The sequence below is a fragment of the Clostridium sp. KNHs205 genome (genome assembly GCF_000702945.1).
In the GTDB taxonomy this organism is placed as follows: Bacteria; Bacillota; Clostridia; order Lachnospirales; family Lachnospiraceae; genus Anaerocolumna.
Window position 1 is genome coordinate 2,148,420 of record NZ_JNLE01000003.1, and the last position, 25,513, is coordinate 2,173,932.

The 25,513-nt window shown below is 40.9% G+C and carries 26 protein-coding genes and 2 pseudogenes; 22 read left to right on the forward strand and 6 right to left on the reverse strand.

All coding sequences use genetic code 11. The annotated features are described in order from the left end of the window. The first annotated feature begins 56 nt into the window (after positions 1 to 56). The 14 genes and pseudogenes from BR73_RS0109220 to BR73_RS0109275 all read left to right on the forward strand — a co-directional run bounded on the left by BR73_RS0109220 (position 57) and on the right by BR73_RS0109275 (position 10,097). Positions 57 to 443, forward strand: coding sequence for a recombinase family protein (locus tag BR73_RS0109220; protein WP_051685077.1), 387 nt, complete (start codon positions 57 to 59; stop codon positions 441 to 443). Between the two features lie 60 nt (positions 444 to 503). Continuing rightward, a complete protein-coding gene (locus BR73_RS0109225) occupies positions 504 to 875 on the forward strand; it encodes a hypothetical protein (RefSeq protein WP_033165292.1) in 372 nt (123 codons plus the stop codon). A gap of 33 nt (positions 876 to 908) precedes the next feature. Further along, positions 909 to 1,715, forward strand: coding sequence for an LPD28 domain-containing protein (locus BR73_RS26720; RefSeq protein ID WP_051685078.1), 807 nt, complete (start codon positions 909 to 911; stop codon positions 1,713 to 1,715). Beyond that, positions 1,712 to 1,915, forward strand: a pseudogene (locus tag BR73_RS29605) (DUF4314 domain-containing protein); the annotation flags it as partial. The gene BR73_RS26720 and the pseudogene BR73_RS29605, both read left to right, overlap by 4 nt. A 42-nt stretch (positions 1,916 to 1,957) precedes the next feature. After that, positions 1,958 to 2,449 (forward strand): hypothetical protein, encoded by a 492-nt coding sequence (locus tag BR73_RS0109235; protein ID WP_242860733.1) that lies wholly within the window; start codon positions 1,958 to 1,960, stop codon positions 2,447 to 2,449. Further along, the gene (locus tag BR73_RS26725; protein ID WP_035297505.1) at positions 2,449 to 3,216 is read left to right on the forward strand and encodes a hypothetical protein; all 768 of its coding nucleotides are present in this window, start codon (positions 2,449 to 2,451) and stop codon (positions 3,214 to 3,216) included. The genes BR73_RS0109235 and BR73_RS26725 overlap by 1 nt, the downstream gene beginning before the upstream one ends. Before the next feature lie 41 nt (positions 3,217 to 3,257). After that, positions 3,258 to 3,848: a hypothetical protein gene (locus BR73_RS0109245; RefSeq protein ID WP_033165293.1), complete on the forward strand. Its 591-nt coding sequence runs from the start codon at positions 3,258 to 3,260 to the stop codon at positions 3,846 to 3,848. Between the two features lie 169 nt (positions 3,849 to 4,017). Continuing rightward, entirely contained in the window at positions 4,018 to 4,398 is a 381-nt protein-coding gene (locus BR73_RS0109250) for a hypothetical protein (RefSeq protein WP_033165294.1), read from the forward strand. 36 nt (positions 4,399 to 4,434) lie between these two features. Then, positions 4,435 to 4,596 (forward strand): SHOCT domain-containing protein, encoded by a 162-nt coding sequence (locus BR73_RS29095; RefSeq protein WP_197032638.1) that lies wholly within the window; start codon positions 4,435 to 4,437, stop codon positions 4,594 to 4,596. 78 nt (positions 4,597 to 4,674) lie between these two features. Further along, entirely contained in the window at positions 4,675 to 6,282 is a 1,608-nt protein-coding gene (locus tag BR73_RS0109255; RefSeq protein WP_033165295.1) for a recombinase family protein, read from the forward strand. A gap of 4 nt (positions 6,283 to 6,286) precedes the next feature. Further along, positions 6,287 to 7,192 (forward strand): recombinase family protein, encoded by a 906-nt coding sequence (locus tag BR73_RS0109260; protein WP_033165296.1) that lies wholly within the window; start codon positions 6,287 to 6,289, stop codon positions 7,190 to 7,192. Positions 7,193 to 7,212: 20 nt separating this feature from the next. Then, complete coding sequence (locus tag BR73_RS0109265; protein WP_033165297.1) at positions 7,213 to 8,856, forward strand: recombinase family protein; 1,644 nt, start codon at positions 7,213 to 7,215, stop codon at positions 8,854 to 8,856. Between the two features lie 325 nt (positions 8,857 to 9,181). Further along, entirely contained in the window at positions 9,182 to 9,613 is a 432-nt protein-coding gene (locus BR73_RS0109270) for a helix-turn-helix transcriptional regulator (RefSeq protein WP_033165298.1), read from the forward strand. 133 nt (positions 9,614 to 9,746) lie between these two features. Then, complete coding sequence (locus tag BR73_RS0109275) at positions 9,747 to 10,097, forward strand: DUF2200 domain-containing protein (RefSeq protein WP_033165299.1); 351 nt, start codon at positions 9,747 to 9,749, stop codon at positions 10,095 to 10,097. Positions 10,098 to 10,151: 54 nt separating this feature from the next. On the opposite strand, the gene BR73_RS0109280 is transcribed toward BR73_RS0109275, so the two are convergent. From BR73_RS0109280 to BR73_RS0109300, 5 genes are read right to left on the reverse strand one after another with little or no spacing between them, the layout of a single operon-like run. Beyond that, a complete protein-coding gene (locus BR73_RS0109280; RefSeq protein ID WP_081848587.1) occupies positions 10,152 to 11,006 on the reverse strand; it encodes a DUF6551 family protein in 855 nt (284 codons plus the stop codon). After that, positions 11,006 to 11,956: a hypothetical protein gene (locus BR73_RS0109285; protein ID WP_033165300.1), complete on the reverse strand. Its 951-nt coding sequence runs from the start codon at positions 11,954 to 11,956 to the stop codon at positions 11,006 to 11,008. Before BR73_RS0109285 ends, BR73_RS0109280 begins: the two co-directional genes overlap by 1 nt. 4 nt (positions 11,957 to 11,960) lie before the next feature. Next, positions 11,961 to 12,335 (reverse strand): hypothetical protein, encoded by a 375-nt coding sequence (locus BR73_RS0109290; protein ID WP_051685079.1) that lies wholly within the window; start codon positions 12,333 to 12,335, stop codon positions 11,961 to 11,963. Further along, entirely contained in the window at positions 12,332 to 13,036 is a 705-nt protein-coding gene (locus BR73_RS0109295; protein ID WP_347463341.1) for an integrase, read from the reverse strand. Before BR73_RS0109295 ends, BR73_RS0109290 begins: the two co-directional genes overlap by 4 nt. After that, positions 13,026 to 14,924, reverse strand: coding sequence for a recombinase family protein (locus tag BR73_RS0109300; protein ID WP_033165301.1), 1,899 nt, complete (start codon positions 14,922 to 14,924; stop codon positions 13,026 to 13,028). The genes BR73_RS0109295 and BR73_RS0109300 overlap by 11 nt, the downstream gene beginning before the upstream one ends. 235 nt (positions 14,925 to 15,159) lie before the next feature. Between BR73_RS0109300 and BR73_RS0109305 the strand changes: the two genes are divergently transcribed. From BR73_RS0109305 to BR73_RS26730, 8 genes are all read left to right on the forward strand, one after another. Next, positions 15,160 to 15,519, forward strand: coding sequence for a helix-turn-helix transcriptional regulator (locus tag BR73_RS0109305; RefSeq protein WP_033165302.1), 360 nt, complete (start codon positions 15,160 to 15,162; stop codon positions 15,517 to 15,519). Positions 15,520 to 15,679: 160 nt separating this feature from the next. Then, positions 15,680 to 16,594, forward strand: a complete 915-nt coding sequence (locus BR73_RS0109310; protein ID WP_033165303.1) for a DNA-binding protein — start codon at positions 15,680 to 15,682, stop codon at positions 16,592 to 16,594. A 29-nt stretch (positions 16,595 to 16,623) separates the two neighbouring features. Then, on the forward strand, positions 16,624 to 18,048 hold the full coding sequence (locus BR73_RS0109315; protein WP_033165304.1) for an N-6 DNA methylase: 1,425 nt from the start codon (positions 16,624 to 16,626) through the stop codon (positions 18,046 to 18,048). Positions 18,049 to 18,052: 4 nt separating this feature from the next. Continuing rightward, entirely contained in the window at positions 18,053 to 20,197 is a 2,145-nt protein-coding gene (locus BR73_RS0109320) for an ATP-binding protein (RefSeq protein WP_033165305.1), read from the forward strand. Beyond that, the gene (locus BR73_RS0109325; protein WP_033165306.1) at positions 20,197 to 20,793 is read left to right on the forward strand and encodes a hypothetical protein; all 597 of its coding nucleotides are present in this window, start codon (positions 20,197 to 20,199) and stop codon (positions 20,791 to 20,793) included. The genes BR73_RS0109320 and BR73_RS0109325 overlap by 1 nt, the downstream gene beginning before the upstream one ends. After that, the gene (locus BR73_RS0109330) at positions 20,786 to 21,424 is read left to right on the forward strand and encodes an HNH endonuclease (protein ID WP_033165307.1); all 639 of its coding nucleotides are present in this window, start codon (positions 20,786 to 20,788) and stop codon (positions 21,422 to 21,424) included. Before BR73_RS0109325 ends, BR73_RS0109330 begins: the two co-directional genes overlap by 8 nt. 680 nt (positions 21,425 to 22,104) lie before the next feature. Then, entirely contained in the window at positions 22,105 to 23,478 is a 1,374-nt protein-coding gene (locus BR73_RS0109335; protein ID WP_033165308.1) for a transposase, read from the forward strand. Between the two features lie 101 nt (positions 23,479 to 23,579). After that, positions 23,580 to 25,046 carry an IS66 family transposase gene (locus BR73_RS26730; RefSeq protein WP_156034656.1) on the forward strand — a complete coding sequence of 489 codons (1,467 nt, stop codon included), beginning with the start codon at positions 23,580 to 23,582 and terminating at the stop codon, positions 25,044 to 25,046. Between the two features lie 101 nt (positions 25,047 to 25,147). On the opposite strand, the pseudogene BR73_RS28230 reads toward BR73_RS26730, so the two are convergent. Next, positions 25,148 to 25,291 (reverse strand): annotated as a pseudogene (locus BR73_RS28230) (transposase domain-containing protein); the annotation flags it as partial. Positions 25,292 to 25,513: the final 222 nt, after the last annotated feature.

Genomic DNA, 25,513 nt, shown 5'->3' on the forward strand with positions numbered 1-25,513 from the left:
CCCCGCCGCATTCCTGTGAAATGAAATCGATCAAACTTTAAAGGAGGTTTTTGATAATGGAACAGAAAAAAAGAGGATGGCTGTATTGCCGTATCGATGCGCCGGAGGATACGCATGGCACATTAAAGGAACAGCAAAAGGAACTCTGGGACTATGCCGAGCAGCTTGGCTTGGAGGTTGCCGGTGCATCGCAGGATATTGGAAGTGGTTTGACTCTTGACAGACCTGGACTTAACGTCTTGAAAACTGCCGCCGCAGAAGGGCGAATGGATATTGTGCTGGTAAAAAGTCTATCTAGTATCGGACGAAATATGGAACAGACATTGGAGCTATCTCAACAGATCAATCAGATGGGGATCACCCTATGCTCCCCTCTTGAAGGAGAAATCCAACTTTCATCTGATACGCCGCTTTCCCCGGAACCGTTTTTGCATCTGAGCTAGGGCATTCATACGATGTTCTGGATGCTGCTCATGAAATAAACCATCGAAAGGAGAGTTGTTATGACTAACGAAGAAATAGGTAAGATGTTTGAAAACAACAATGTAGTCAGGGGATACGTCTATCCATATGAAGGAGGTCGAAGTGAATATTGGTTTGAGAATTCGCCCTCCAACATTGCCAACTTTATTATGCAGCATAGGGATGCGAAAGAAATTATTGTCACCGATACCGTAGACAGAAAAATATTAAACACCATTGGCGAATTTATCGACCGCTGCCCGGATCAAGGGCTCCTGCAGCAGATTCTGCCGCACCTGGTTCCGATACAGATGGGAGAGGCTGAGCCACAAGAGATTCCCGTTGCGACAGATGCAGAGGTAGAGGAATACTTCGAAATGCGTGATGAGCCAAAGATGGGGCTTGAGCTATGACAACCATAATGTCATTTGTCTGGAGGGAACCAAATGAGCGTAAACGCCATAAAAGAACAATACGAACATGTCGAACTATTCGGGAAGCCAGCGCTTTTCACTGATTCCCGGATTGATCGGAGTACGGTACCAGAGGGCTTTCACTGCTACGATCTTCAGGGGTCTGACTATGATCCCGGAAAGCCCATTATAGTGGAGGATCATGTTGTCGTAAATCATGCCGGTACGATACTCACATCAGAACCGGTTAACATGCCCAAGGAGGGCCGCCGCAGGCTGAACGGAAAGCTGAATTTTCTTGGTGAATGTTTGAGTCTTGAAGGCTTCTGTGAAGAACACGCAATCACCCTTGCACCGGAGACTTGCAAATATGCCCTGCGTCCTGCATTAGCAGAGCAAGCAGAGCTTTTTTATGCTCTTCCCAAGGAGCAGGATACTATGCTTGGAACAGTAGGGCATCTGCGTATCGATTTTGGCGGCAATGGACATGAGTTCTGGCACACCTGGTGGCCGCGTGATTATGAGAAGTATCATGGTTCCGCCTTTGAAATGGAGTTAAAGGCAGTCGTGGATGAACTGCGGGAAAAGGGGCCTCTTGAAAGTCTGGGAGCAATGTCGAGTTACTGCAATGCTCATGGCGGAGAGATTACAGGAGGATGGCAGCAGAACTATGGATACATCGTAGAAACAGAGAACTACCGTTACTGTTTACGTTGTAATCCGGCCCCCGGAGATTATCAGGCGTACTTGACTGTTTTCGATCTGCGGGTACAGCAGCTGAATATGGCTGAGAATGACATGCCCGATCAGGGCATGGGGATGGGAGGAATAAAGCTATGAACTATAATCCGTCACTTATAAAATTTATGAGGGAGAAATACCCGCCAGGAACACGAATCCGGCTTGAAAGCATGAACGATCCCTTTGCGCCGGTTCCGCCCGGTACGGAGGGCACGGTTGATCTTGTTGACGATGCTTGTGGGATACACATGAAATGGGACAACGGCCGTACCCTGGCGCTAATTCCTGGGCAAGACAGTTTTACGGTTATTCCTCAGCCATTTCATACACTCAAGCTTTATATGCCATTGGCAGTTAATCTTTATGAGCGTGATGAATACGGAAGCTTGGACGATGAACCCATAGAGCTTGGCGACCGTGAGGTTCTGGAGTACGAGGACAGCATCTTTTCTGCTATTCTTCGTGAACGAAGGCCAGACGAATCGGAGCGGGGGCTCATGCAGTACTATGGAAAAAATGACACTCTGAACCAGAAAGTACAGTCCTATGTGTTTACTGTGGAGAAGGTAAACGGCAGTCTCATGGGTATGGCAGAATGCCGTATTCAAGGTGAGCTGACTGACAACGAGCTTGAGATGCTGAAGGACACCATCAGTGGTCAGGCTTCCGATGGCTTTGGGGAAGGCTTTGAACAGCGTTACATTAAAATTCCAGATGGTGAGATTTGTGTCAGCCTTTGGAGCAGTGAAAAAAGCTGGAAAATCCAGACGCAGGATGAGCTGGAACAGCAGGGTCAACAGATGGGCGGAATGACGATGGGAGGGATGAGCTAATGCCAAATCATGTAACCAATATTTTGCGGGTATCCGGTGATCCCGCACAGGTGAAGGCCATGTTTGAGGCCATTCAAAGTGATGAAATCGGCCTTGGCAGTATTGACTTTAATAAAGTGCTTCCTATGCCATCCTCTCTGGATATGGATTATGGCAGCCGGGCAGAGCGTGGGATGAAGCTTTATCGGGACTTTACTGCTGAAAGTACTGCGCTTGCAATGGCAAATGTGGTAAAACCGGATGCTGACCATGAAAACCGTGTTGCTGCGTTAGTAAAAAAATATGAAGCACTGACCAAAGACGATCCCCAGCTGCTGAAGCTGGGAGAACAGTGCTGCAACAATATAAAAAACTATGGTCACCCCTCATGGTATCAGTGGTCAGTTTCCAATTGGGGAACCAAGTGGAATAGCTATGGCTACGATAAGCTGGCAACTCCGAGGAAGTTTGATGGTGAGCACATCGAGTTTCAAACAGCATGGAGCCGTGCAGAGCCTGTCATCAGTAGGCTTGCCAAGCAGTATCCTGATCTTACCTTCGAGTATCTGTGGGCGGACGAGGACTTTGGACATAACACAGGAAAAAAAGAGTTCCAAAACGGAGAGGAAACATTCAGCGATATTCCCCATGGAGGGTCAAAGGAGGCTCTTGAGCTGGCAGCGGAGATACACGGTGTGGATTTGTCGGAGATGGGCTACCAGTATAATGAGAAATCCGGTACATACGAGTACCACAGTCAAAGTGAGTCAATGGAAATGGAATTGTAGCCTTATATCCCCTTTTAAACTAATTGGAGGTGAATTGTAGAATGGAAAACCCGGATTTACAGGCAGTCTATATAGAACGGCTGAATGCACTGCTGCCCACGTTGGATTTTAAGGAGCTGGATCGCTCCTGCAATACCCAGGACAACATGTATGCCAAGGAAGCCCTGAAGAAAATGCACGATTTATTTATAGAAGTTTACGGAACAGATGATCTGGATTACGGCGGTTATGAGTTTGTCGATGTACCGGCTGTTATAGTGGGACGTAACACAGGGCATATGGGACTTGGAATCGTGGCGCTTGACCTGCAATCCTCCGGGGAGCATTACGGTACCTTTTTTCTGACGCCAAAGGGTATCATTGATCAGGGATTTGATGAAATGAAGCCTGCAGATACCAAATATCTGGCTGACACTTATGTTCCCTACGATTACTGGTACACCGTATATATCCAGCGGGATCATCATGTGGATTTTGAGCATATTCCCGAAAAGGTGGTGGAAATGCTGGAAGCCTGTCAGCCTGGACAGCAGGAAAAGATGACCCAGGAAGCTTCGAAGCCGCAGGGTAATGAGCAAACCGCCGATTCTGAACAGGAAAATGCGTGTGAATCGCCTTCAATGGAAATGTAGAGTGCATATCCCCTCTTTTCTTCACTTGAAGTGGATCATATATATTATAAGTCTGTGTGAACAGCGTACTTTTTATCTTAGAAACTATGCGGCAGAACCGGATTTCCATTTTTCTGCCGCATCCTTGTGAGATAAATCATCAATTAAGAAAAAGAAAAGGAGGAACTGTATGAGTAATCATTCTTTAAACGATTTGCTGGAAAAGGATTTGGTGGTGGGCTGTGTCTGCAATAGCAATGGTTCAAACAAAACCTATTATTTTGAAAACACCCCGGAAAATATTGCGAGCTTTATTAGGGCGCATCAGGAAAGTACGAATCAACTGCTTCTGACCAGTCTGTCAGACCGTCTTATTTTAAGTACCCTTGGAAGTAGCATCAGCCATTGTCCCAATCAGAAACTGCTGCAGAAGGTACAAAAGGAGCTGTGTTCACTGCAGAAAGGAGAAGGCTCCCCGGCTCCCCTGGTAGTTGCCAGCGAGAAAGAATTTCAAAGACTTTTATATGAAGAGGATCAGAGAGTAACGGCTGCTGAGCTGCGGATGCTTTAGGTGGGGGGCAGATATGTAGGAACAGGAGGAAATGCCATGGAAAACAAAAAGGAAGCAAGAGAAATGCAATATAAGCTATCGGTAAAATTGCTGGATATTATGGTGAATAGCGGCTTTTTACTGCCAGAGGAGTATGAAAAAATTGATGCACTGAACCGGGAAACATTTTCTCCGGAGTTGGCTGAAGTATATGCGTAAAAACACTAGCTATATATGAAAAGGTGTGGTAATGTGTGTTGCTAACAGGAGAAGAATCTTCTGGGAAAGGAGAAGCATATGGAAAAGAAGACAGTAAAAAAGGTAGTAAAAATTGAGCCTGTTAGCACCATTTCAAACATGGAAAAGCCCCTTGTGAAACGAGTATGCGCCTATTGCCGAGTGAGTACCGAATCAGCAGAGCAAATCAGTTCCTTTGAGTCTCAGGTGGAGTATTATGAGCGGCTCATTCAGGAAAAGGACAGCTGGGTATGTGTCGGTATTTATGCGGATCAGGCACGAAGCGGTACGAAAACCAGTGGACGTGATCAATTCCGACAGATGATGCAGGACTGCAGATTAGGCAAAATCGATCTGATCCTTACGAAGTCCGTCACCCGCTTCGCCAGAAATACCGTAGACAGTATCAAGGCGATTCGGGAGCTGAAGCGTTTAGGCATCGAGATCTACTTCGAAAAGGAGAGGATCAGCACCCTGTCTGAGAAAAGTGAACAGCTGCTGACAATCCTCAGCTCCATAGCACAGGGTGAAGCCGAGAGTATCTCAACCAATTCCAGATGGTCCGTGCAATATCGTTTTCAGAATGGAACCTTTATCATCAGCTCCCCTGCTTATGGGTACATAAACGATGAGAATGGAGAGCTTATCATCCAGCCGGAAGAAGCCAAAATTGTCCGTAGAATTTTTGATCAGTACCTTGGTGGAAAAGGCTCCTACGCCATAGCAAAAGAACTGCGTAAGGCGGGAATTCCTACCATACGAGGATCGAAGGGCTGGCAGGACGGTGTGGTCAAGGAGATATTGCAGAACCCAGTGTATGCAGGTGACCTGCTCTTCCAAAAAACCTACACGACTGAGGGGGTACCCTTTACCAAGAAGCATAATCGCGGTGAGATGCCGCAGGTTATGATTACGGATAACCATGAACCCATTATCAGCAGAGAAGAAGAACAGGCGGTTCGAGAGCTATACGCATACCGCAGACAAAAGCAATGTGTGGAGAATGTCGAGGTCTACCAGAATCGATACGCATTCAGCAGTCGGATTATCTGCGGAGAATGCGGCTCCATATTTAGGAGGCAGAAGATATACATTGGAAAGCCTTACGAAAAAGTACAATGGTGCTGTCATCAGCATATTGAGGATATTTCGAAATGCAGTCAGAAATCAATTCGGGAAGATTGCATCCAGCATACCTTCATAACCCTGTGGAACAAGCTGGCCAGTAATTATGAAGATATCCTTTATCCTCTTCTGGCGATATTAAAAGCGGTGCCGGACGATCCGGAGCAGGTACAGGAATTGCTGGAGCTGGAGAATAAAATAAGGGAATTAAAACAGCAGAGCCATATGTTGCAGAAAGTCCTTACAGGCGGCGACATTGGCTCTGTTGTTTTTATAGAAAAACGAGGTCTTATAGACACGGAGCTGGAAAAGGCATACCGCCGACAGCAGCTTCTCAAGGAGCAAAAATTATTTGATGAGCAAATCAGCCAGACAGAGTATCTGATGGCGGTTTTCAGAAACCGCCCTGCCATACTAGACGATTATGACGAGGAGCTCTTCCGAATGATGATTGAAACGGTGACTGCTTACCCCGGACAGCGGTTGGTCTTTAAACTGAAGAACGGACTGGAGCTGGAAGAAACCTACGGAAAGGAGCTGTAAGCAGATGCAACGACATATGCCGCTTGGATACCGGATCGTAAATGGTAAGGCTGATATCGTGCCGGAAGCCGCTCAGATAGTAAAAGCTGTTTTTCAGGCATATTTGGGCGGAACCTCTACCTATCAGATTGCAAAAGACTTAACGAAACAAGGAGTCTTAAATGCCAGTCACAAGCCCTCTTGGAACCACGGTTCGGTGGGAAAGATATTGGAAAATAGAAAATACACTGGAGATGAGTTTTATCCTTCACTGATCGAAAGCGGAATTTTCGAGCAGGTGCAAAAGCGCAGACAGGAAACAGTAAAAAGCCTTGGCAGACACGTACAACCAAACAGTTTCCGGAATCAAACAAAATTCAGCGGAACGCTGTACTGCGGTATCTGCGGACAGTCATATCGGAGATATGTGGAACACTGCAATCAACCCAGTGAGAATGTGAAATGGAAGTGCAAGCATTATATCAAGTCCAATCGGGTATCCTGCCTAAACATCTTTCTGACCGATGAACAAATCGAAAGTGCTTTTATGAATGTCATCAACCAAATCATAGCGACACCAGCTATGCTGGAACAAAGGCGCTCGATAAAAACACCTGCTCCCTGCCCTGTCGGAGAAAAGCTGACCCGACAAATAAAGGAGACTCTCAATGCCGGTCAGTATAAGGTAAACGAAATAAAAGAGCTTGCTTATACACGAGCTGCCGCACAATATCGGGTATCGGTTATTGATGACAGCGCTTACCGGACGGATCAGATAAAGGCTGCTATTTTAGGCAAAGAAAAGCAGATGGATTTTGATGAAAGACTTTTTCAGCAGGTAATCCGTAAAATCACAGTAAACCCGGATGGCAGGCTCCGGTTTGAACTGCTTAACGGTCTGCTTCTTGATAAGAACATCGAAGAAAATTAGTGAGTAGGAGGAAAACAAAGATGCAAGCAGTAAAGAAGAACATCTCGATTATCCCTGCAACACGAGGATATGATAGAACAATTCGTCCACAAATGAAAGCCCTGCGGGTTGCGGCTTACTGCCGCGTCAGCACCCTGCAGGAACAGCAGGAAACCAGCTACGAAGCACAGGTAAATTACTACACAGAAAAAATCGAGAACAATCCTAGCTGGAAGCTGGCGGGAATTTATGCGGATGACGGAAAAAGCGCAACCTCAACGAAGAACAGAAGTAACTTCCAAGCCATGATTGAGGACTGCATGGCTGGTAAAATTGATATGGTTATCACCAAATCCATCAGCCGCTTTGCCCGAAACACCGTAGATTCACTGATGAATATTCGAAAGCTAAAGGAAAAGAACATCGCGGTCTTCTTTGAGAAAGAGGGCATCAATACGCTGGAGGGCAGCGGTGAACTGCTGGTTACCATCTTAAGCAGTCAGGCACAGGAGGAAAGCCGGAATATCAGCGAGAACTGCCATTGGGGAATCGTTCGAAAATTTGAAAGCGGTAAGGTGATTGTCAATCATAGCAAGTTTTTAGGCTACACAAAGAATAAAGACGGAAATCTTGTCATCATACCAGAGGAAGCAGATCTGGTGCGCAGGATTTTCCGTCTTTTTTTAGAGGGAAACAGCAGTTATAAAATTAAACGGATACTGGAAGCCGATGGTATCCCCACAGTCACCGGAAAGACCGTATGGCAAGCAACGGTCATTGACAAAATGCTTAGCAACGAAAAATATATGGGTGATGCCCTGATGCAGAAAACCTATACCGTGGATTTTCTGACGAAGAAAAAGGTGATAAATAAAAGTATCGTACCGCAGTACTACATAGAAGATAATCATGAAGCGATTATCCCAAAGGAGTTGTACCACCGAGTACAGGAGGAAAAGGCACGTAGAGGTGCAATCTACCGACCTGCATCTAAAAAAGTGGATGCACCTTCTATCAAGGGAAAGTACAGCGCCAAATATGTGCTGTCCGACATTATGGTATGCGCAGAATGCGGTCAGCCCTACCGCAGGCAGGTATGGTCCAAGTACGGCATGAAAAAAGCCGTGTGGCGCTGTGACAACCGCCTCAAGCACGGTTCCAAGAGGTGCAAGCATTCCCCCACCCTGAAAGAAGACAGCCTCCATGAAGCCATTATGACCGCAATTAATAACGTGGTAGAGGATCAGGGAGAATTTGTGCAGGCATTCCGAGAAAATGTAATCCGCATCATCGGAAGCTACTCAGCACAGGCAGAGCCTACGGAATACGATGAGCAAATCGAACAGCTTCGACAGGGAATGATGAAACTTATCGAGGAAAGCGCCAAAACCGAGTGTGCAGATGATACATTCGATAAAGAATACCGCATTATCGCAGATGAAATCAAGGAGCTAAGGAAGAAAAAAGCAAAGGTGCTTCAAGAACGACATCTGGCAGAATCCTATGAACAGCGTCTGCAGGAGATGAGTAGCTACACGAAAAAAATTAACTACTTAAAACGGGAGTTTGACGATGACCTTGTCCGCAGACTGCTTCAAACAATCCGAGTTATCAGTGAGTGCAAAATAGAAATTCAATTTCAATCGGGCATCGTTATACGGCAGGATGTCCTGTGTGATGATTAAATGACGGCAGGAGCCGAAAGACCAGCGGTTCCTGCCAGTGTATAAAGTACTGGTAAGAATAAAATCCTCAGACAGTGGGCTGAGGGTTTTATTGTTGGCAGTACCAATATGGTCTGCTGCAAGCAGAAACGGGTTTATAGAAATGTAAAAAAAGTGTATAATAAAAATAAGAAATTAACTTCAAACTATTATGTTGAACAGCTTATATTTATGAGGTAAAATGTTAATTCCTTTGGAGTAGAATCCAATAAGAAGGCCAAAAAACAATAAGCATGGTTCAAATAATCTATCTGGATAGGTAGAACGGGAGAGGCAGGTGATTATAATGACAATACAGCAGATTATGAGGGATATGAAGCTGTCTAGATATCAAGTATCAAAGGTCAGTGGAATTTCGTGGGAAACTCTTACGGAGATTTATAATGGAAAACTTCCTTTGAATCAATGTAATGAAGAGGTACTCTCTAAACTGTCACAGGTGCTGGAACTTTCAAGGGAAGATTTATTAGAGCTGGAACCAGAGCAGGAAAGCGACATATCTGATGGGAAGCCAGAGATAAAGACTTATTTAGAAACTGGACTCACGGAGAGTCTCCAGATGGCAATCGATGATTATCAGCAGGGAGAAAAGGAAAATGTACTGCATCTTGACTGCTTGTGGAGTGAATTATATGGTTCGATAAATGCGGATCTTTGGGCGGGCATTATTACGGATGAGCAGGCCAGATATCTCAGGGATAAGTATCTTGGTATATAGATGAATTAGTAGGCATGGCCTGCAAGCTGTACATGAATGATTTTTAAATATCTGAAAACCTATAACATAAAAGAATCACTTTGGGATGTATTGATGTGCAATTATAGCACGAAAGGAAAGAGGCTTATATTGTATGACAAATGAACGAATATACAGGATGGCATTTTCAGCTGTCTACCCGCTGCTAGTCCAAAAGGCAGAGCGCAAGGGGCGCAGTAAATCGGAGGTTGATGCTGTAATTTGCTGGTTGACGGGCTATGACGATTCCGGACTGCAGGGACAGATTATAAAGAAGGTCGATTACGAAACCTTCTTTTGCGAAGCCCCGCAGATCAACCCGGACGCCGCCAAAATTTCAGGTGTGATCTGCGGATATCGCGTCGAGGAAATCAAAGAACCGCTGATGCAGAAGATCAGATGGCTTGATAAGCTGGTGGATGAATTGGCAAAAGGCAAGCCTCTTGAAAAAGTGCTGAGATCCTAAAGACTCACAGGTATTTCGGAATTTATCATGAACGTGAGAAAGCGCGGCTTAAATTTAGTTCGGTGTTTCTTCCTCGGCAGAAGTCTCATCCTCAGCCGTATCGTAACCATCACCAGCCATAGCTGATTTGATCTTATATAATTTTGACCATTTCAGCGGCGCTTTCAATTTTTTGTTATAAGCAATAAGCATGGATTCTGAATAACCAAGAGATCCTGCTTTTCTTTCTCTTGCTGTCCGTCCGATGTCTTTTGCAGAGAAAGCACCGACTTTTTCTTTGAATAGATCGTCTTTTAGAAGGTCTTCAAAAGCGACAATCAGCTGAGCAATTCCTTTCAGCATATTGGATGAAAGCGAATTAGAATCACCTTCCCATGTTCCAATACATAGACGAAGAGTACGGTCCAGCACGTGAAACCCGAATTTCCGGTAGATGTATTCCAGACATGCCACTGCACAGATTCCACCGGGAATTTTGTTATATGTGATAGACAATCCATATGATTCTACAAGGGATTTAATAATAAGCTGCTCATCATTGCCGGCTTCAACATTTGCCATAAAAATTTCATACGGCAGAAGAGGCTTGACATACTTCAGCTGATTTGCAAATATGTCCGCTTCCTGGGTGTATTCCAGATCATCATATATCATGCACCAGACCGGAGTATCACGTGTTCCGGATACAATGGCTACAATTTCTATCGTATGCTGACCGTTGAAAACATAATTAACGCCATTGCGGCGGCTGACCTTTACCGGATTGATTTGATATAAATCAAAGTTTTCTACCGTTCGCTGGACATGTGAAATAGAGAGGTTTCTTTGATATTCCTGATTAGATACCAGGTTTTTAATTGGAATCTGCTCAAAATGTACTTTAGGAACAAACGCACTGTAATCGTCCATTAATTTACCTCCTTTAGAGCCTGAAGCATATGGTTGATGGTTTCTTTTAAATTTCCCAGTTCTTTTTCCAGCCTGTGGCACGCTTCACCGGTTACATCATTGAAATCTGATGTGGAGTGGGTACGGTTAATGGAACTGATCCATGAAGGAATGGTCAGCGTAAGGCTTGATATTTCAGCGTCCGGATCATACACAGGCATTTCCTTTATAGAACCCGCTGGTATGGGAAGAGAATTACTTTCCGAGGAATTTTGTTTTTGCAGTATCAGTCGGCGTAGATTTAGTATAAATTCTCTGGGATTATCAGCGAGTAAAGGACTTAACTCTTTTACTTCCGGCACTGACAGCTGTGAGAACGCAATTGCATTTTCAAGGGATATCTTAACTTCACTGGATAAGATACGGGGAACCAGTTCCGGTATAATCTTTAAAAGCAAGTCCAGCGCCTGTGTATATTTTTCATAATTCAAAATAGAAGCCGAAGAAATAAGGTATTCTTCACTTAGCCGTTCTCTTGTCTGACCTGGGGCGGTAAAGGCAGGTTCAGGCAATATACCTGCCCTGAGCTCTCTTTTTGTGTATTGACTGACTCCAGCAGCGTGATGTGCACCAAGTATTTTCTCCATTTCGCACCTTTTTCCAATCAAGTATCTGCGAATCTCTTCTGTGATATTGGAGCGTTTCAGCTGATGTGCACAAATCCATACAATTGCTTCTTCACGGCTTCTGAGATATATGCGCTGAACTTTAAACGGAATTCGGAGTTTTATACATAATTCATATCGGCTGTGGCCATCCAGGATGGTACTGTTCCAGACAAGAAGAGGTTCACGGCATCCGTCCCTTATAATACTTTCTTCCAGAGAGAGTAATTCTTCTGCAGACAATGGCAGAATCAGCTGTCTGAAAGCTGTGTCAATTTTTAATTTATAGATACTTTTCTCTGCCATGGAATTATGATTTAGCCCGATTCAACAAAATGGATTTGTCCATGTGAAACTGAGCCGCTCCTTCCTTTGGAATTATTTCGCCGTATAGGCGGTAGGATTGATTATTCTCCCATTCACTGCACAAACTGCGCAGATTATTAACAAGAGATCTGCTGTACAGTTCAATTGACTTTTGGGTGGATGGTAACTGTGTAATTTTATGAGCCCGAGAATCAGAGCTGTCACTGCCAAGAACTGCTAGTGTTCGGTCCTCCGGATTTACCAAAAGCAGTACATAATCGGGATTACCTATAGAATGCAGTGTGTTTTTATGTATCCGGATACGGCATTTTTTCAAATCTACTGATATTGCAGGTATTAAAGTGCTGTTTCCTGTCATAACTCATCCCTCCCCTCGTCAGATGAAACAGGTGTGTTTTCGGCTGCCTTTTCCTTCAGCCCAAATACAGTATAGCCGTCAAATATATTTACCTGAAGAAGCCGGCGATGCTCTTCGACAGGCAGACCGAATTGATTCTGCCACTCTGCCGGGAAGACCGGAGTACGCGAAGTCTTTGGCTTTTCATTATCATTTTGCAGCCGCTGGTAAATCTCGGTAGCAGTAAGATCAAAGATAAAGAGATATTCGCTGCCGCTTTGAATCAGCTTTCCAAGAAGCTTATAGCGGTAGTCAGGGTTCCAATCCATTAGCTGAATGACCTTTGCAAAAAACAGACGGCAGGTTATCTGCTTTGGTTTTCTCTGGATTCCCTTACTGGTGCACCAAAGAAAAGAATCTTTTTCGTCTTCCCTGCTTGGACGTACAGCAAGTTTTTTGTCCTGTGGATTTACTAGTATCTGAACATAGTTTACATCCGGCATTCGGGTCAGGCATGCTGTATTCATCCATACCTTGCAGCTGCTGAAGGTAATCGAAGGTTCAAACACATGAGCAAAAAATTCACGCCGGACAACCTGATAACCGTCATAACTGAAATTGTCATCCTGAATGTCTGTTTCAGAATTAGGCATCGTCTGCTCGTTAAGCGGCTTTAGCGGGGGATTGTTATTTATGTATGGCAAGGTATTTTCATTCTCCATTCTCTGGCTCCTGTTCTATATTGCATATCATTTGTTTGATGGTGCTCCCGATTACCTCAACGCTGGTGATATTTAATCCCGGAGAATCAGAAAAAGACCTGCCTTCTTCGCTGACGTTCCATACGCCTTTTCGGTCAAAAGCAGCTAATTCCCGTGCCTGGGCATGCCGGTAAAAGTTGCTGCCAAAATTGTCCGCCCATGCGCAGGGATAAGCCACGATGTCCTTTTTAGGGCCGGAGGTGAAAGGCTGGGAACCATCGGAAAGCAGGGCACTTTCCGGTGAATCATTCGAACCTGATTCCAAAGTATCCTGCGGAATAAATATCTCCGTTTCCTTTATATCAAAGATTACGACTGCTTCGTCGTCTCTGCACCGGTGGATACCTCTCATACGATATTTACAGCCTGATTTCCAGCCGAAAAGCTCATATAGTGTTTTTATATATGCCGCACAGCTGACAGGCCGGGGATAATACTGTCCATTATTGGGGTTAGCCCACCTTACGGCATTCCTGGTTTCTTTTGTGCAGGGACGTATTACAAGCAGATGGTCTCCGGGATGAATAAGCATTTCTATGTACAGGGATTTGTCAAATTTGCGTATACATTCGGTGCTGAATACGATGCCGTCAGCAGAAAAGGTAACGCATAGCTTTCTTGCGGTGTCAAAGAATTGAGAACGTGCAATTTCAAACCCGCGCAGATCAAAATCTCCGGAATGTGCTTCAATCTGAAGCCCGTTTACTGGAGGCAGCAACCCATTTTCATAAACGCTTTTCGATGCGGCATGGTAATCGTCAGCAGAAAAAGCGGCCCATCGTGGATTTACGGATACAAATCCTTTTAATACGCCATTCTGTATTACTTTCAGCTCCGGAAGAATGCCTTTGTTGCCATACCGTGCGTTGCTGATCAGGTGCTGAACGGCAATAAAATCGTCTCTGGAAATGATGGCTTCGTGATGCCCATGATCCCAGTATTGATTCCGATCCCGCTTGTTTTTTTTTGATTTATGATCCAGATAGCTGGGGGTCCAGGTTTTTCGCGCAAGCACATCACCGCAATGTCTTTCATTCTGCAGAATCTGCAGAATAGAACCGGGTGACCATGAAGTATTGTTTTTCTTGGTGCGGCGTCCAAGTCTGGTCAGAGTATCTGCGATCTGAGTGCAGGTGTATCCGTACAGGTACATGAAAAAAATCAAGCGCACAGTTTCTGCTTCGGGTTCGTTAATGATAAGTTCTCCGTTCTCATCCTGATCATAGCCGAGGAGCGGAGGCGTTAGAAAGATGCCTCTGCTAAACCGCATCTCAATGGAAGAATTCATAATTTCACTCTTATTATGGGACTCTTCCTGCGCCATTGTGGCCATAAAGGACAAGAGCATCTCACTGTTGCTGTCAAGGGTGTAGATATTTTCTGTCTCAAAGAAGACTCCTACGGGAGGGTGCATAGCCGCAAGCTGACGAACATAGCCAATGCAGTCCAATATATTTCTCGCAAAACGTGCTACGGTTTTTGTGACAATTAAATCGATTTTACCATTCCGGCAATCTGCTATCATATTTACGAAAGCGTCGCGATGCTGGAGGGATGTGCCGGAGATACCCTCGTCGGCATAAATATTGACCAGATTCCACCCGGGATGACGGCTGACAACGTCTGTATAATGATTTTTCTGGAGTTCATAGGAAGACGTCTGCCGGGGATCATCGGTAGATACCCGGGCATATATTGCGACTCGTTTTTCAGAGGTGCTTTCGTAGAAATTGTCTTTCGGTATAGCCGGAATAACATCAAGTTCTTCCGTGTTGATTCCTTTATATCGTGCACGTATCCGTGCTTTTTGGCGTTCTGTGTCAGTTAAGTGTACTTCGTTTTCTTTCATGGCCATTTTCTCCTGCAAATAAGTTTATTTGAAAATTATATAAGGTATAAGGGAAAATGGGAATGAACCACAGGTCTGCTTGTTGACCTATGGTTCATTTTCAAAGCCAAATAATTCGTTTATGATTAGATATTAACCTTTTGGCAGTACAATTCAAAGGCAATATAGATGAAACAGGCAGCAATAGCCTATTATGTAGAATATGACAGTATTCTACATAATAGGAGGATAATTTATGGCAGTAAACTTTATAATTATTGGCCGGAGGGTAAGGGAAATTCGTCTGCAAAAGCAGATTTCACAGGAGATATTAGCAGAGTGGATTGAAATGTCAGTGACGTATATCAGCCATATCGAGACGGCTAAAAAACGTGCGAGTTTAGAAACACTTGTAAAGATTGCGAATGCATTGGGAACAACAGTGGATCAGCTGCTGAGCGGTAATCAGGAAAATGATCAGGAGGAGTATAAAGAAGAACTGGTACAGCTGTTAGAGGACTGTACCAGTTATGAGAAAAGGGTTATTTATGAAATTGCTGCTGCAGCTAAGATGAGTATTCGTGATAATGGGTGGCTTCGGTGTAAAGATGACTAATACAATGTAATTTACTCCAATAAATGAGCTGATAGTTTTACTGAGAATATTATAATGTAAAACGGAATATTAAAACAAAAAAATGTAAAAATATATTGCATATTGTTCCGAATTTCGTGTATAATGAGAATATCGGAATATTATATAGGGGGTGACTCTTTTGGAATACATGAACGTACAACAAGCAGCAAATAAATGGGGAATTTCAGACCGGAGAGTAAGAATATTATGCGACGAAAATAAAATTCCTGGAATCATTCGTAAGGGGCGCTCATATCAAATTCCTATGGATGCGGTAAAACCAGTAGATGGAAGAAAAAATAGAAACAAAAAAATACCTGAGCAGTTTGTGTCCTTATTTTCAAGAATTGATGCTTTAAAAAATGAATTAGATAATCGACGTCCACTTACACAAGGAGAAGTTCAGCGCCTACGTGAAGAATTTCTTGTTGAATATACATTTAACTCTAATGCTATTGAGGGAAATACGCTTACTTTACAGGAAACAGCTATGGTATTAGAGGGAGTGACTATTGATAAAAAGCCATTAAAAGATCATTTAGAGGCCGTTGGACATCGTGATGCATTTTTATATGTTCAAGATATAGTAAAAAATAAAATTCCTTTTACGGAGAGTATTATAAAACAGATTCATACCTTGGTTTTAATGGATCGTCCAGAAGATCGGGGAGTCTATCGACGCATTCCAGTTCGTATTTTAGGTGCATTCCATGAGCCACCAGAACCTGTTTTGGTACCTGAATTGGTGGATAGATTAATTAAGGAAAATAATTTGGTTAAGCTTCATCCAATTGAAAATGCAGCATTATTCCATTTAAAATTTGAAGGGATTCATCCGTTTATAGATGGAAATGGGCGCACTGGGCGCTTAATACTGAATTTATTCTTAATGCAAAACGGATATCTTCCAGTTAATGTTAAATTTGCAGATCGCAAACGTTATTATGAAGCATTTGACAGTTATTACCGAGATGGCTCATCTGCCGAAATGACAGAGTTGGTTGTTGAATATCTGGAAGAACGTTTTCAAAGCATTTTAACGTATCTGAAATAGCAATTAAATAATATGTACTGAGGTAAAGCATGAGCTCAATATTTGATAATGAGAAAAATAAAGACAAGTGTCAAAAATTCACTCCACCAGAAATGGTGGAGATAATGTTAAATTTAGCTGGTTATACAAACAATTTAATTGGATGTCGCATTTTAGAAAATTCATTTGGGTCTGGTAATATTTTAACAGCTATTGTTAAAAGATATATTAAGAGTGGTAGAGATTTGGGTTTGGATTCTCAAGTGATTTCAGAAGGGCTTAGTACTGATATTTATGGTATTGAGCTTGATGAAAAATTATTTTCAAACTGTAGAGAAGAACTTAATATAATCGTAGAAGAATCTGGGGTGCCTCCAGTCAAGTGGAATTTGTTTAACGTAGATGCATTAACTTGGAAAAGTGAAATCCTTTTTGATTTGGTTATTGGAAATCCACCATATATTACTTACAAAGAAATTGATTCAGACAATAAAAGTATGATAAAGAGTAATTTTTCTACCTGTGCAATTGGAAAATTTGATTATTGCTATGCATTTATTGAGGCGGGCGTTAAATTATTAAATACTAATGGGAAACTTGTACAACTTGTGCCAAGCAATATTTATAAAAATGTATTTGCTGAAGAATTACGCAAATTATTGCAATCGCATATTTCATTAATTTTAGACTACCCATCACAAAATATTTTTAAAACTGCATTAACTTCCACAAGTGTTTTTTTATATGATAAGGCATATTACGAGGATTTTGTTCTATATAAAAATATGACTGATAATTATGAACTTCGGATTCCTCGAACTTCTTTAGTTGGAAAATGGATGTTTGTAAATTTACATGCAGAAGGGGAAAATTTAGTCAGATTTGGTGATATGTTTAATGCTTCAATTGTTATAGCAACTTTACTAAATGAGGCTTTTATTTTGAGATCAGAACAAATAGAAGATTATGAGATTGAAGAAGCAATAATAAGGCCTACTGCTAGTCCCCGATCTTTAAGATATAAGCGAAAAGAATTTATTATTTTCCCTTATCAATATGTCAACAATCAATTAATACGGATGGAAACAAATATGTTTCAATCTATTTATCCAAAGACAGTTAAATACTTGCATAGCCATATTGAAAAGCTTAATGCAAGAAAAAAAGATGAAAGCACTGCGTGGTTTGAGTATGGACGCTCACAAGCACTTGCACATTTAAATCAAGAAAAACTTCTTATGTCCACTGTTGTAACAAATACTGTTGAGCTTTATCATTTAGATGTTGAGACAATTCCTTACTCTGGAATTTATATCACAGTAAAAGATAATAATTGCACATTAGATGAGGCTGAAAGAATCTTGAAAAGCATAGAATTTCTTAACTATATAAAACAAGTTGGAATAAGCGTGTCTGGAAAGTCTATTAGAATTACTTGTAAGGATATAAATAATTTTGAATTTGTTAGGAGGTAGAACTGTGGAACATTTACAGTATGTAATTGAAGATAGCACAATTGCAGAGTTATTGGGTGTTCAGAACTTTACTAATGATGAGTCGGCAGTTTTGGAATTGGTAAAGAATTCCTACGATGCCAAAGCTCCGCAGCTTGTACTTGAATTCAACGGAGACCGCCTTACTGTTACCGACAATGGAGTTGGTATGAATGCTGATGATATTAGAAAACATTGGATGCATGTAGGTAAAAGTTCAAAAGAATATGAAGTGATTGATGAAAATAATCATAAAAGAATTTTAGCCGGATCTAAAGGAATTGGTCGATTTGCATTGTCTCGTTTAGGGCGAAATGTTCAAATCTTTTCCAAGAAGAAAGAATCCATTGCAGTTGTATGGATAACGGACTGGAATGGTTCGACTCTCAATGAAGATGAGTCTATTAAATTACAGGGAACAAAAATTATTATTGATGGACTACGCGAAAAGTGGGGTAAGAAAAAGATCACAAACTTAGTCGACTTTTTGTCAAAAACATATAATGATACTTCAATGAAGATTAAATTGATTCATCCAGACATTACAACTGATGTATTAAGATTTTTTCCAGAACCCAAACTTGGAAAAAACTGCTTAAGCAACATTAAAATGTATTATGACAGCAAAACTTGCAAACTGAAAACAGAAATATCCTCTGATGAGTTTCTTGAAGAGGCAAAGATTTTTTGTTCTGGATTAAACTTGAAAGAGTATTCTGCGAGTACTGATATGGTTGACGAGCTGAAGGCATCAAAAGAATGGGATTTATCAACAGACGAATTGAATGAATATCTATCAAAGTTAGGAGATTTTTCTACTCAGTTTTATTTTAATGTTAATTCTTCTTCTGTAGAGATGGAAAAATTTTTATATAAATACTCAAGCCTTCCTGAAAGTCTAAAAGGAGGAATAATCCTATATCGAAATGCATTTAGTATTTCAGCATACGAAGGGAAGAAAGACTGGCTTGGCTTAGGAAAACGATCGAGAAAATCTCCAGCTGCAGCATCGCATCCTACAGGCGCCTGGCGTGTACGAGAAAACCAATTGGCAGGAAAAGTTCAAATCGATAAGATGGCAAATGCTGTCTTACAGGATCTTTCTAATAGACAAGGTTTAGACGAAAATCTTTATTATGAGCTGTTCATAGAAATTATTCTTACTGGTCTTAAAGAATTTGAGAGGTATAGGCAAGAAATTATTAGACACATAGATACAAAAAATAATGTAGAGCCAGAAAAGAAACCAACACCTGTGTCAGATAAAGTAATTTCTGACCCCAAAACGGTTTCCCTGCTTACTGCAAAGGAAGCTCAGCAATTAGCGACGGAAATCAAGACTTATAGAAAGGAAAGTTCTGATTATCAGCGAGAAAGAGCATCGGTTGAAGAACGTTATAAATATGATGTTCGTATTTTGAATGTTTTAGCAACAACAGGGTTGAAAGCTTCTTCCATTGCTCATGAGATGAGGAACGACAGAAATTCGATTGCTGAGAATGCGCAGAATATCATTCTCGCACTAAAAGAATATGATATGTGGGATGAATTGCTATCACCGGAAAGAACAGAAAAAGCGTATATGAATGTGCCGTATCTTTTAGAATCAAATAGTACTGTAAGTGCAAAAATAGTAACATTTATGAATACAATGCTTGCAGAGGTTGAAAAAAAGCAATTTGAGGCTTCTTGGCAAAGTATAGCAGATGTTTTAAAAAGTATTAAGGATATTTGGGAACGGGATTATGCATGGATAACAATTACTGCAAAAATGGAAGAGGATATCTGTTTTTTAATGTCAGAAGATATAATTAAAGTAATTTTTGATAACTTGATTTTAAATAGCATACAGCAAAATGAAGATAGTAATCATTTAAATATTACCATTGAGGCTAAAACGCTTGATAACCTTTTGCATTTTATTTATTCAGATAATGGCAAAGGGTTAGACAAGAAATACGCCGCCAATACAAGAAAAATTTTGGAAGTACACGAAACAACTCGGAAAAATGGTCATGGCTTAGGAATGTGGATAGTCAATAATACTGCTGTTATGTCAGGTGGAGAGATTATACAAATTTATGGTTATCCTGGATTTTCAATAGAGTTTTCAGTAGGAGGCAAAATGTAATGGAAAAATTCAACTTGCTTTATATTGATGATGGACCTGAGCCATCATTAGAAAAGTATTTGGATCGTGAATATAATAATTTGGATTATGACATCGAATATTCTGAAATAACATTTGATCCAAATGAAAGCTATGATAGTCTTATGCAAAATCCAAAAGTGCAATCGGCCAACATCATTTTTATTGACTCAAGATTGTTTGAAAATCGAACGGTGGGTAATAGCAAATTTTCAGGAGAAGAGTTTAAAATTTTTTTACGAAAGTACTACCCATTCATTGAAGTAATTGTAATAACGCAAAATGAGGCTGATCCCGATGTAGGTACTATATCTAAATACGATCCTAAATATGGAAAAACAGCCAGTGAATATTACGCAGAAAAATTACCCGGTTATATAGATAAAGCAATTCAAAATATTTTAATCTATAGACGTCTTGCGGAAAAATTGGAAAGTAATGAAAATTGGGAAACTACGATAAAGGAAAAGATTGTTAATTCTTTACAAGGCATCGGTGTCTATGATGAACTTACAAAAACTGATATTGATCAGTTGATTTTAGCCTTTAAAGATATACAGGAGAAATTAGATGTCTAATGATTTTAGAAATACAAAATATTGTCCCGCATTGAAAGATGTGGGACTGAAGAAAGCAAAAGTTGCTGATCAAATAAAAAGTGATCATAAAAGAGCTCGTGATATGCATGCGTATATTTATCAGAATAATGGGCCTTATAAAATTGAATTTATAAAAGCGTATAATGGTAAGTGCGCATATTGTGGGGCTTCAATAAATATTTTGCCTAAGGTAATGTTTGAAATTGATCATTTTATTTATGAGAAAGCTCCAGTATTTAATGGGAGCAAAGCAGCAGCTGGATATATTGAAAATCTTGTTTTAGCCTGTCATTCATGTAATCATCAAAAAAGTTCTTTTATAATTGAAGATGCTGATCATCAATATTTTTATCCTGATACTGGGGGAATACAAAAAACATTTATAAGGGATGATCAGTATTACATAAAAATTTCGGATGAGTGCAAAGAAAATCGTGTAGTAAAAGATTTTTATAAGCAACTAAATCTTGGAGGAGAAATTCATAGGCTTGACTATTTATTGATGAGTATGATTGGAATGAAAGAAAAAATAACAGACATGCCAGAGGCAAGCGCCAAAATAGGACAAGCAATAGAACTGCTTCGCGTTAAAAGAAATGTTATGGGATAGATCTATTTAATAATCTGGTGCAGGAAGATGGTTCAGCTAATGTATCCATTGCAGGTTTAAATCCGGTTGACTTAAATGCAGTTGATGTAGACGATAGAAATTAAAAGGAAGGAATCACATACTAATTACATAAATGCTACTAAGAATAAAATCCTCAGATAATGCGCTGAGGATTTTATTGTTGGCAGTATTCCACTATCAACAATATTATATCCGGTGGTGTGCGCATCGCCAAAAGCGCAAATCTAGGTTATAATCTTATCAGGAAAAAGGCAGGACACTGAGCAAAAAGATGGTTCATTGGACTTTGGGTAACGAATTATATGGCTTCCACCAAGGCTCAACCACGCCTCGCGGGAATCTTTTTCACCCACTCAACACATGTGGAGACGGTTGCTTTATTAACTCGGAAAAACATGATTAGTTATAATCTTGAGATGACGGTGGATGTTGATATGTATATTTAATAAAAAACTTCTTTATAAAGAGTTAATAACACATATTTATTGGTTGAGATTAAAGCAGCTAATAACAATAAATTAAGTACTCAAACTTCGCACTTGAATAAGTGCCTATGCACCTTGAAAATTCAATAATAACTGGCATAAAAATAGCATGAAACCGCTGGTTTTGTTATAATTAAGTTACCACACAAAATCAAACAATCGGAGGTTCATGCTATGACAAAAAGTATAACACAAAACAACCAGAATGATAACCAGATTTCTGCATCAATCAGAAAGTTTTTTACAAGATTTCATCTTTCATCGGCTCTCAAGGCTGCTAACGCATATAAAACGAAAGGATTTCCTGTAACCGAGATTTATCAGTATCTATTTCTTTTGATTTTTTCAAATAGAAGCATGTATATGAACATGTTGACAGGACGAAATACTCCGACCTTTGCCAAGGATACTGTCTATCGTTTTATGAAGATGATTCATATCAACTGGATTCGCTTCACATCGGTGCTTTGTTCCAGAATCATCAGGGATGCCATTCTTCCTCTGAATGATGAGAACAGGGTAAATGTCCTGATTATTGATGACTCGATGTTTGAGCGAAGCCGTTCAAAGAAGGTAGAACTTCTTGCTAAAGTATATGACCATGCGAAACATGCGTACCGTTACGGATTTCGTATGCTGACACTCGGGTGGTCAGATGGAAGCACATTTCTGCCAATTAACAGCATTCTTCTGACTTCCGAGAAACAGAAAAAACGTATCAATGAAGCAGCAATACTGGATAAAAGAACAGCGGGATATAAACGTCGTAAACTTTCTATGACCAAGGATACGAAAGCCATGTTGAAGCTGTTGGAATCTGCCAAAATAGCATCCATTCCAGCAAAATATGTCCTGTTTGATAGTTGGTTTACATCCCCTAGCACAATACATGCCGTGAAGGAAATCGGTTATGATGTTGTGGCTATGGTTAAGAGGACACCAAAAATGTTCTTCCGCTATAATGGTACAGATATATCCTTGCCGAAAATCTATAATCAGAATAAGAAGCGTCGTGGTAAATCGCGATTCCTATTGTCTGTTATGGTAGATGTTATCAAAGACGGAGAAACCGTACCTGCTAAAGTAATTTATGTCCGGAATAAAAACAATCGTAAGGAATATCTCTGCATAATCTCCACCGACATAACGATTGATGAGGATGAAATCATCCGCATTTACGGAAAACGATGGGATATCGAAGTATTCTTTAAAATTTGTAAAAGTTATCTTAGACTCAGCAAAGAATGTCATTCACTTTCTTATGACGCAATGACTGCCCATGTAGCGGTTGTTTTCACCAGATATATGATGTTATCCGTTGAGAATCGGGAAACAAAGGATGAACGTTCTCTAGGTGAGTTATTCTTATACTTTTCTGACGAATTGTCTGATATCACATGGATTCAGGCCTTTCAAGTGATGCTTCAAATGTTCAGAGCACTGCTTGTAAATGATTGTGAGCTATCAGACGAAAAAATCTGTGAACTCACGGATGCATTCATGAGTGCGATTCCATCGGTACTAAAGGAACGCTTACTAGCAGCGTAAAACGAGCTGAACATTGACAACTTAATTACTGCCAGGTATTGAATTTTCAAGGTGCATAGCTAAAATCCATGTGCGAAGTTTGAGTAAATAACCTTACTGAGATGGTGTTACTTCTTCGGAAAGAAAAGTTTGGTTCTTCTAGTGAAAAAACTCCTAAGGGGGAAATTGCTGGACAACTTTCTCTTTTTAATGAAGCTGAAGTTGAGGCGGATGCTTCTATTCCTGAACCTATTAAAAAAGAAGTAGTCAAAGGATATACAAGGACCAATCCCAAAACAAAACGGGAAGAACTAATAAAAGATCTTCCGGTGAGGGAAATCCTTTGTGAATCTTCCAGGGAAGATATGAATTGTATTCAATGTGGCACAGCGCTTAAACCAATCGGTAAGGAAACTGTTCGTGAGGAGTTGGAATACATTCCGGCAAAGCTTCAGATTGTTCGTTATGTCAGAATGGCTTATGAATGTCCGAAATGTAAACATACCAATCATCCGTATATTCAGAAGGCGAATACCCCTACCTCTCTAATGAATCATTCTCTGGCATCCCCTGGCTCGGTAGCAAATGTAATGTACCAAAAGTACGTAAACAGTATTCCTCTCTACCGTCAGGAAAAGGATTGGGAACAGCTTGGTATCTTTCTGTCAAGGGCAACCATGGCTAACTGGGTAATCCGTTGTTCTGAGGATTATCTTATTCCGGTAACAGAGCGTCTTCGAAAAGAACTGCTTCTAAGAGATGTCATTCATTGTGATGAGACTCCGATACAGGTGCTAAAGGAAGAAGGGAAGAAACCACAAACGAAGTCATACATGTGGTTATACCGGACCGGAAACGATGATAAGCCACCGGTTATTCTTTATGATTATCAGTCTTCCAGAAATGGTGACCATGCAGTAATCTATTTGAAGGATTTCAAAGGGTATGTGCATTCGGATGGTTACGCAGGATATAATAAACTATCCGGTATTACCAGGTGTGGCTGCTGGGCTCATCTTAGACGGAAGTTCGTTGAAGCAATTCCTGATAAGAAAGCCAAAGATGCTCCGCTTACCAGTGCTGAAATCGGAAGGGATTACTGCAATCAGCTTTTTAAAATGGACGAAGATCTGAAAGACCTGACTCCGGATGAAAGATATAGCAAGCGTCTTGAACTGGAAAAACCAGTTCTTGAGGCCTTTTGGTGCTGGCTTGAAAACCTAAATGTGTTAAGTGGTTCAGCCCTTGGAAAAGCTGTTACTTATGCAAAGAATCAAAAGAAGTATATGGAGAATTACCTTCTTGATGGAAGATGTTCGCTTTCCAACAATACAGCTGAGAATGCAATCCGCCCGTTTACAGTTGGGCGTAAAAACTGGCTGTTTGCAGATACCCCTAAGGGAGCTACTGCATCAGCTGCAGTATATAGTATTATCGAGACAGCAAAAGCGAATGGTCTTAACGTATATACCTATCTGGAATATCTACTTTTGTATATGCCAGACACGGACTGGAGGAATTACCTGGAAGGACTGGATAACTTAATGCCCTGGTCAAAAGCTGTACAAGCAGAATGTGGAAAACGCTAAAGGAGTGCAATTATAACCGTTCTTGTTATTTTATATAAGGCACTCTTTTATTGATCGCTTACCTACCACTTAAGTATGCCGCTCGATGGAGCGGCCGTAAATTAGCTTTGCTTTCTACATTCCTCTGGTAAGTTTGGTGACCATGGAAGTAAATCTTCTAAGAAACTTCGGTCTGTTCTATCCCGATGCTTTGGCATTTCTTCCAGAAGGTGTTTGATATATTCATAGGGTTTTAAGTTATTCGCCTTAGCGGTTTCACAATGTTATCATTCCAGCCACATTGGGGAACATTATTTGGAGCAATCGTAATAATCGCTGTTGCATATAGCGCATACAAGTTTTGGGTAGAGAAATTTAGTGATTTTTTTGAGATTATAATCATTTGTATTGAGTTAATTGTTATATCAATAGTAACGACTAAAAATCAGGTGGAAGATTTTGTCTCTATATTTTTATATGTTTTTTTT

Excerpts from the sequence above, each read along its gene's own strand:
- BR73_RS0109220 (WP_051685077.1), top strand. The coding sequence starts at position 57 with ATGGAACAGAAAAAAAGAGGATGGCTGTATTGCCGTATCGATGCGCCG.
- BR73_RS0109225 (WP_033165292.1), top strand. The coding sequence starts at position 504 with ATGACTAACGAAGAAATAGGTAAGATGTTTGAAAACAACAATGTAGTC.
- BR73_RS26720 (WP_051685078.1), top strand. The coding sequence starts at position 909 with ATGAGCGTAAACGCCATAAAAGAACAATACGAACATGTCGAACTATTC.
- BR73_RS0109235 (WP_242860733.1), top strand. The coding sequence starts at position 1,958 with ATGCCATTGGCAGTTAATCTTTATGAGCGTGATGAATACGGAAGCTTG.
- BR73_RS26725 (WP_035297505.1), top strand. The coding sequence starts at position 2,449 with ATGCCAAATCATGTAACCAATATTTTGCGGGTATCCGGTGATCCCGCA.
- BR73_RS0109245 (WP_033165293.1), top strand. The coding sequence starts at position 3,258 with ATGGAAAACCCGGATTTACAGGCAGTCTATATAGAACGGCTGAATGCA.
- BR73_RS0109250 (WP_033165294.1), top strand. The coding sequence starts at position 4,018 with ATGAGTAATCATTCTTTAAACGATTTGCTGGAAAAGGATTTGGTGGTG.
- BR73_RS29095 (WP_197032638.1), top strand. The coding sequence starts at position 4,435 with ATGGAAAACAAAAAGGAAGCAAGAGAAATGCAATATAAGCTATCGGTA.
- BR73_RS0109255 (WP_033165295.1), top strand. The coding sequence starts at position 4,675 with ATGGAAAAGAAGACAGTAAAAAAGGTAGTAAAAATTGAGCCTGTTAGC.
- BR73_RS0109260 (WP_033165296.1), top strand. The coding sequence starts at position 6,287 with ATGCAACGACATATGCCGCTTGGATACCGGATCGTAAATGGTAAGGCT.
- BR73_RS0109265 (WP_033165297.1), top strand. The coding sequence starts at position 7,213 with ATGCAAGCAGTAAAGAAGAACATCTCGATTATCCCTGCAACACGAGGA.
- BR73_RS0109270 (WP_033165298.1), top strand. The coding sequence starts at position 9,182 with ATGACAATACAGCAGATTATGAGGGATATGAAGCTGTCTAGATATCAA.
- BR73_RS0109275 (WP_033165299.1), top strand. The coding sequence starts at position 9,747 with ATGACAAATGAACGAATATACAGGATGGCATTTTCAGCTGTCTACCCG.
- BR73_RS0109280 (WP_081848587.1), bottom strand. The coding sequence starts at position 11,006 with ATGGACGATTACAGTGCGTTTGTTCCTAAAGTACATTTTGAGCAGATT.
- BR73_RS0109285 (WP_033165300.1), bottom strand. The coding sequence starts at position 11,956 with ATGGCAGAGAAAAGTATCTATAAATTAAAAATTGACACAGCTTTCAGA.
- BR73_RS0109290 (WP_051685079.1), bottom strand. The coding sequence starts at position 12,335 with ATGACAGGAAACAGCACTTTAATACCTGCAATATCAGTAGATTTGAAA.
- BR73_RS0109295 (WP_347463341.1), bottom strand. The coding sequence starts at position 13,036 with ATGGAGAATGAAAATACCTTGCCATACATAAATAACAATCCCCCGCTA.
- BR73_RS0109300 (WP_033165301.1), bottom strand. The coding sequence starts at position 14,924 with ATGAAAGAAAACGAAGTACACTTAACTGACACAGAACGCCAAAAAGCA.
- BR73_RS0109305 (WP_033165302.1), top strand. The coding sequence starts at position 15,160 with ATGGCAGTAAACTTTATAATTATTGGCCGGAGGGTAAGGGAAATTCGT.
- BR73_RS0109315 (WP_033165304.1), top strand. The coding sequence starts at position 16,624 with ATGAGCTCAATATTTGATAATGAGAAAAATAAAGACAAGTGTCAAAAA.
- BR73_RS0109325 (WP_033165306.1), top strand. The coding sequence starts at position 20,197 with ATGGAAAAATTCAACTTGCTTTATATTGATGATGGACCTGAGCCATCA.
- BR73_RS0109330 (WP_033165307.1), top strand. The coding sequence starts at position 20,786 with ATGTCTAATGATTTTAGAAATACAAAATATTGTCCCGCATTGAAAGAT.
- BR73_RS0109335 (WP_033165308.1), top strand. The coding sequence starts at position 22,105 with ATGACAAAAAGTATAACACAAAACAACCAGAATGATAACCAGATTTCT.
- BR73_RS26730 (WP_156034656.1), top strand. The coding sequence starts at position 23,580 with ATGGTGTTACTTCTTCGGAAAGAAAAGTTTGGTTCTTCTAGTGAAAAA.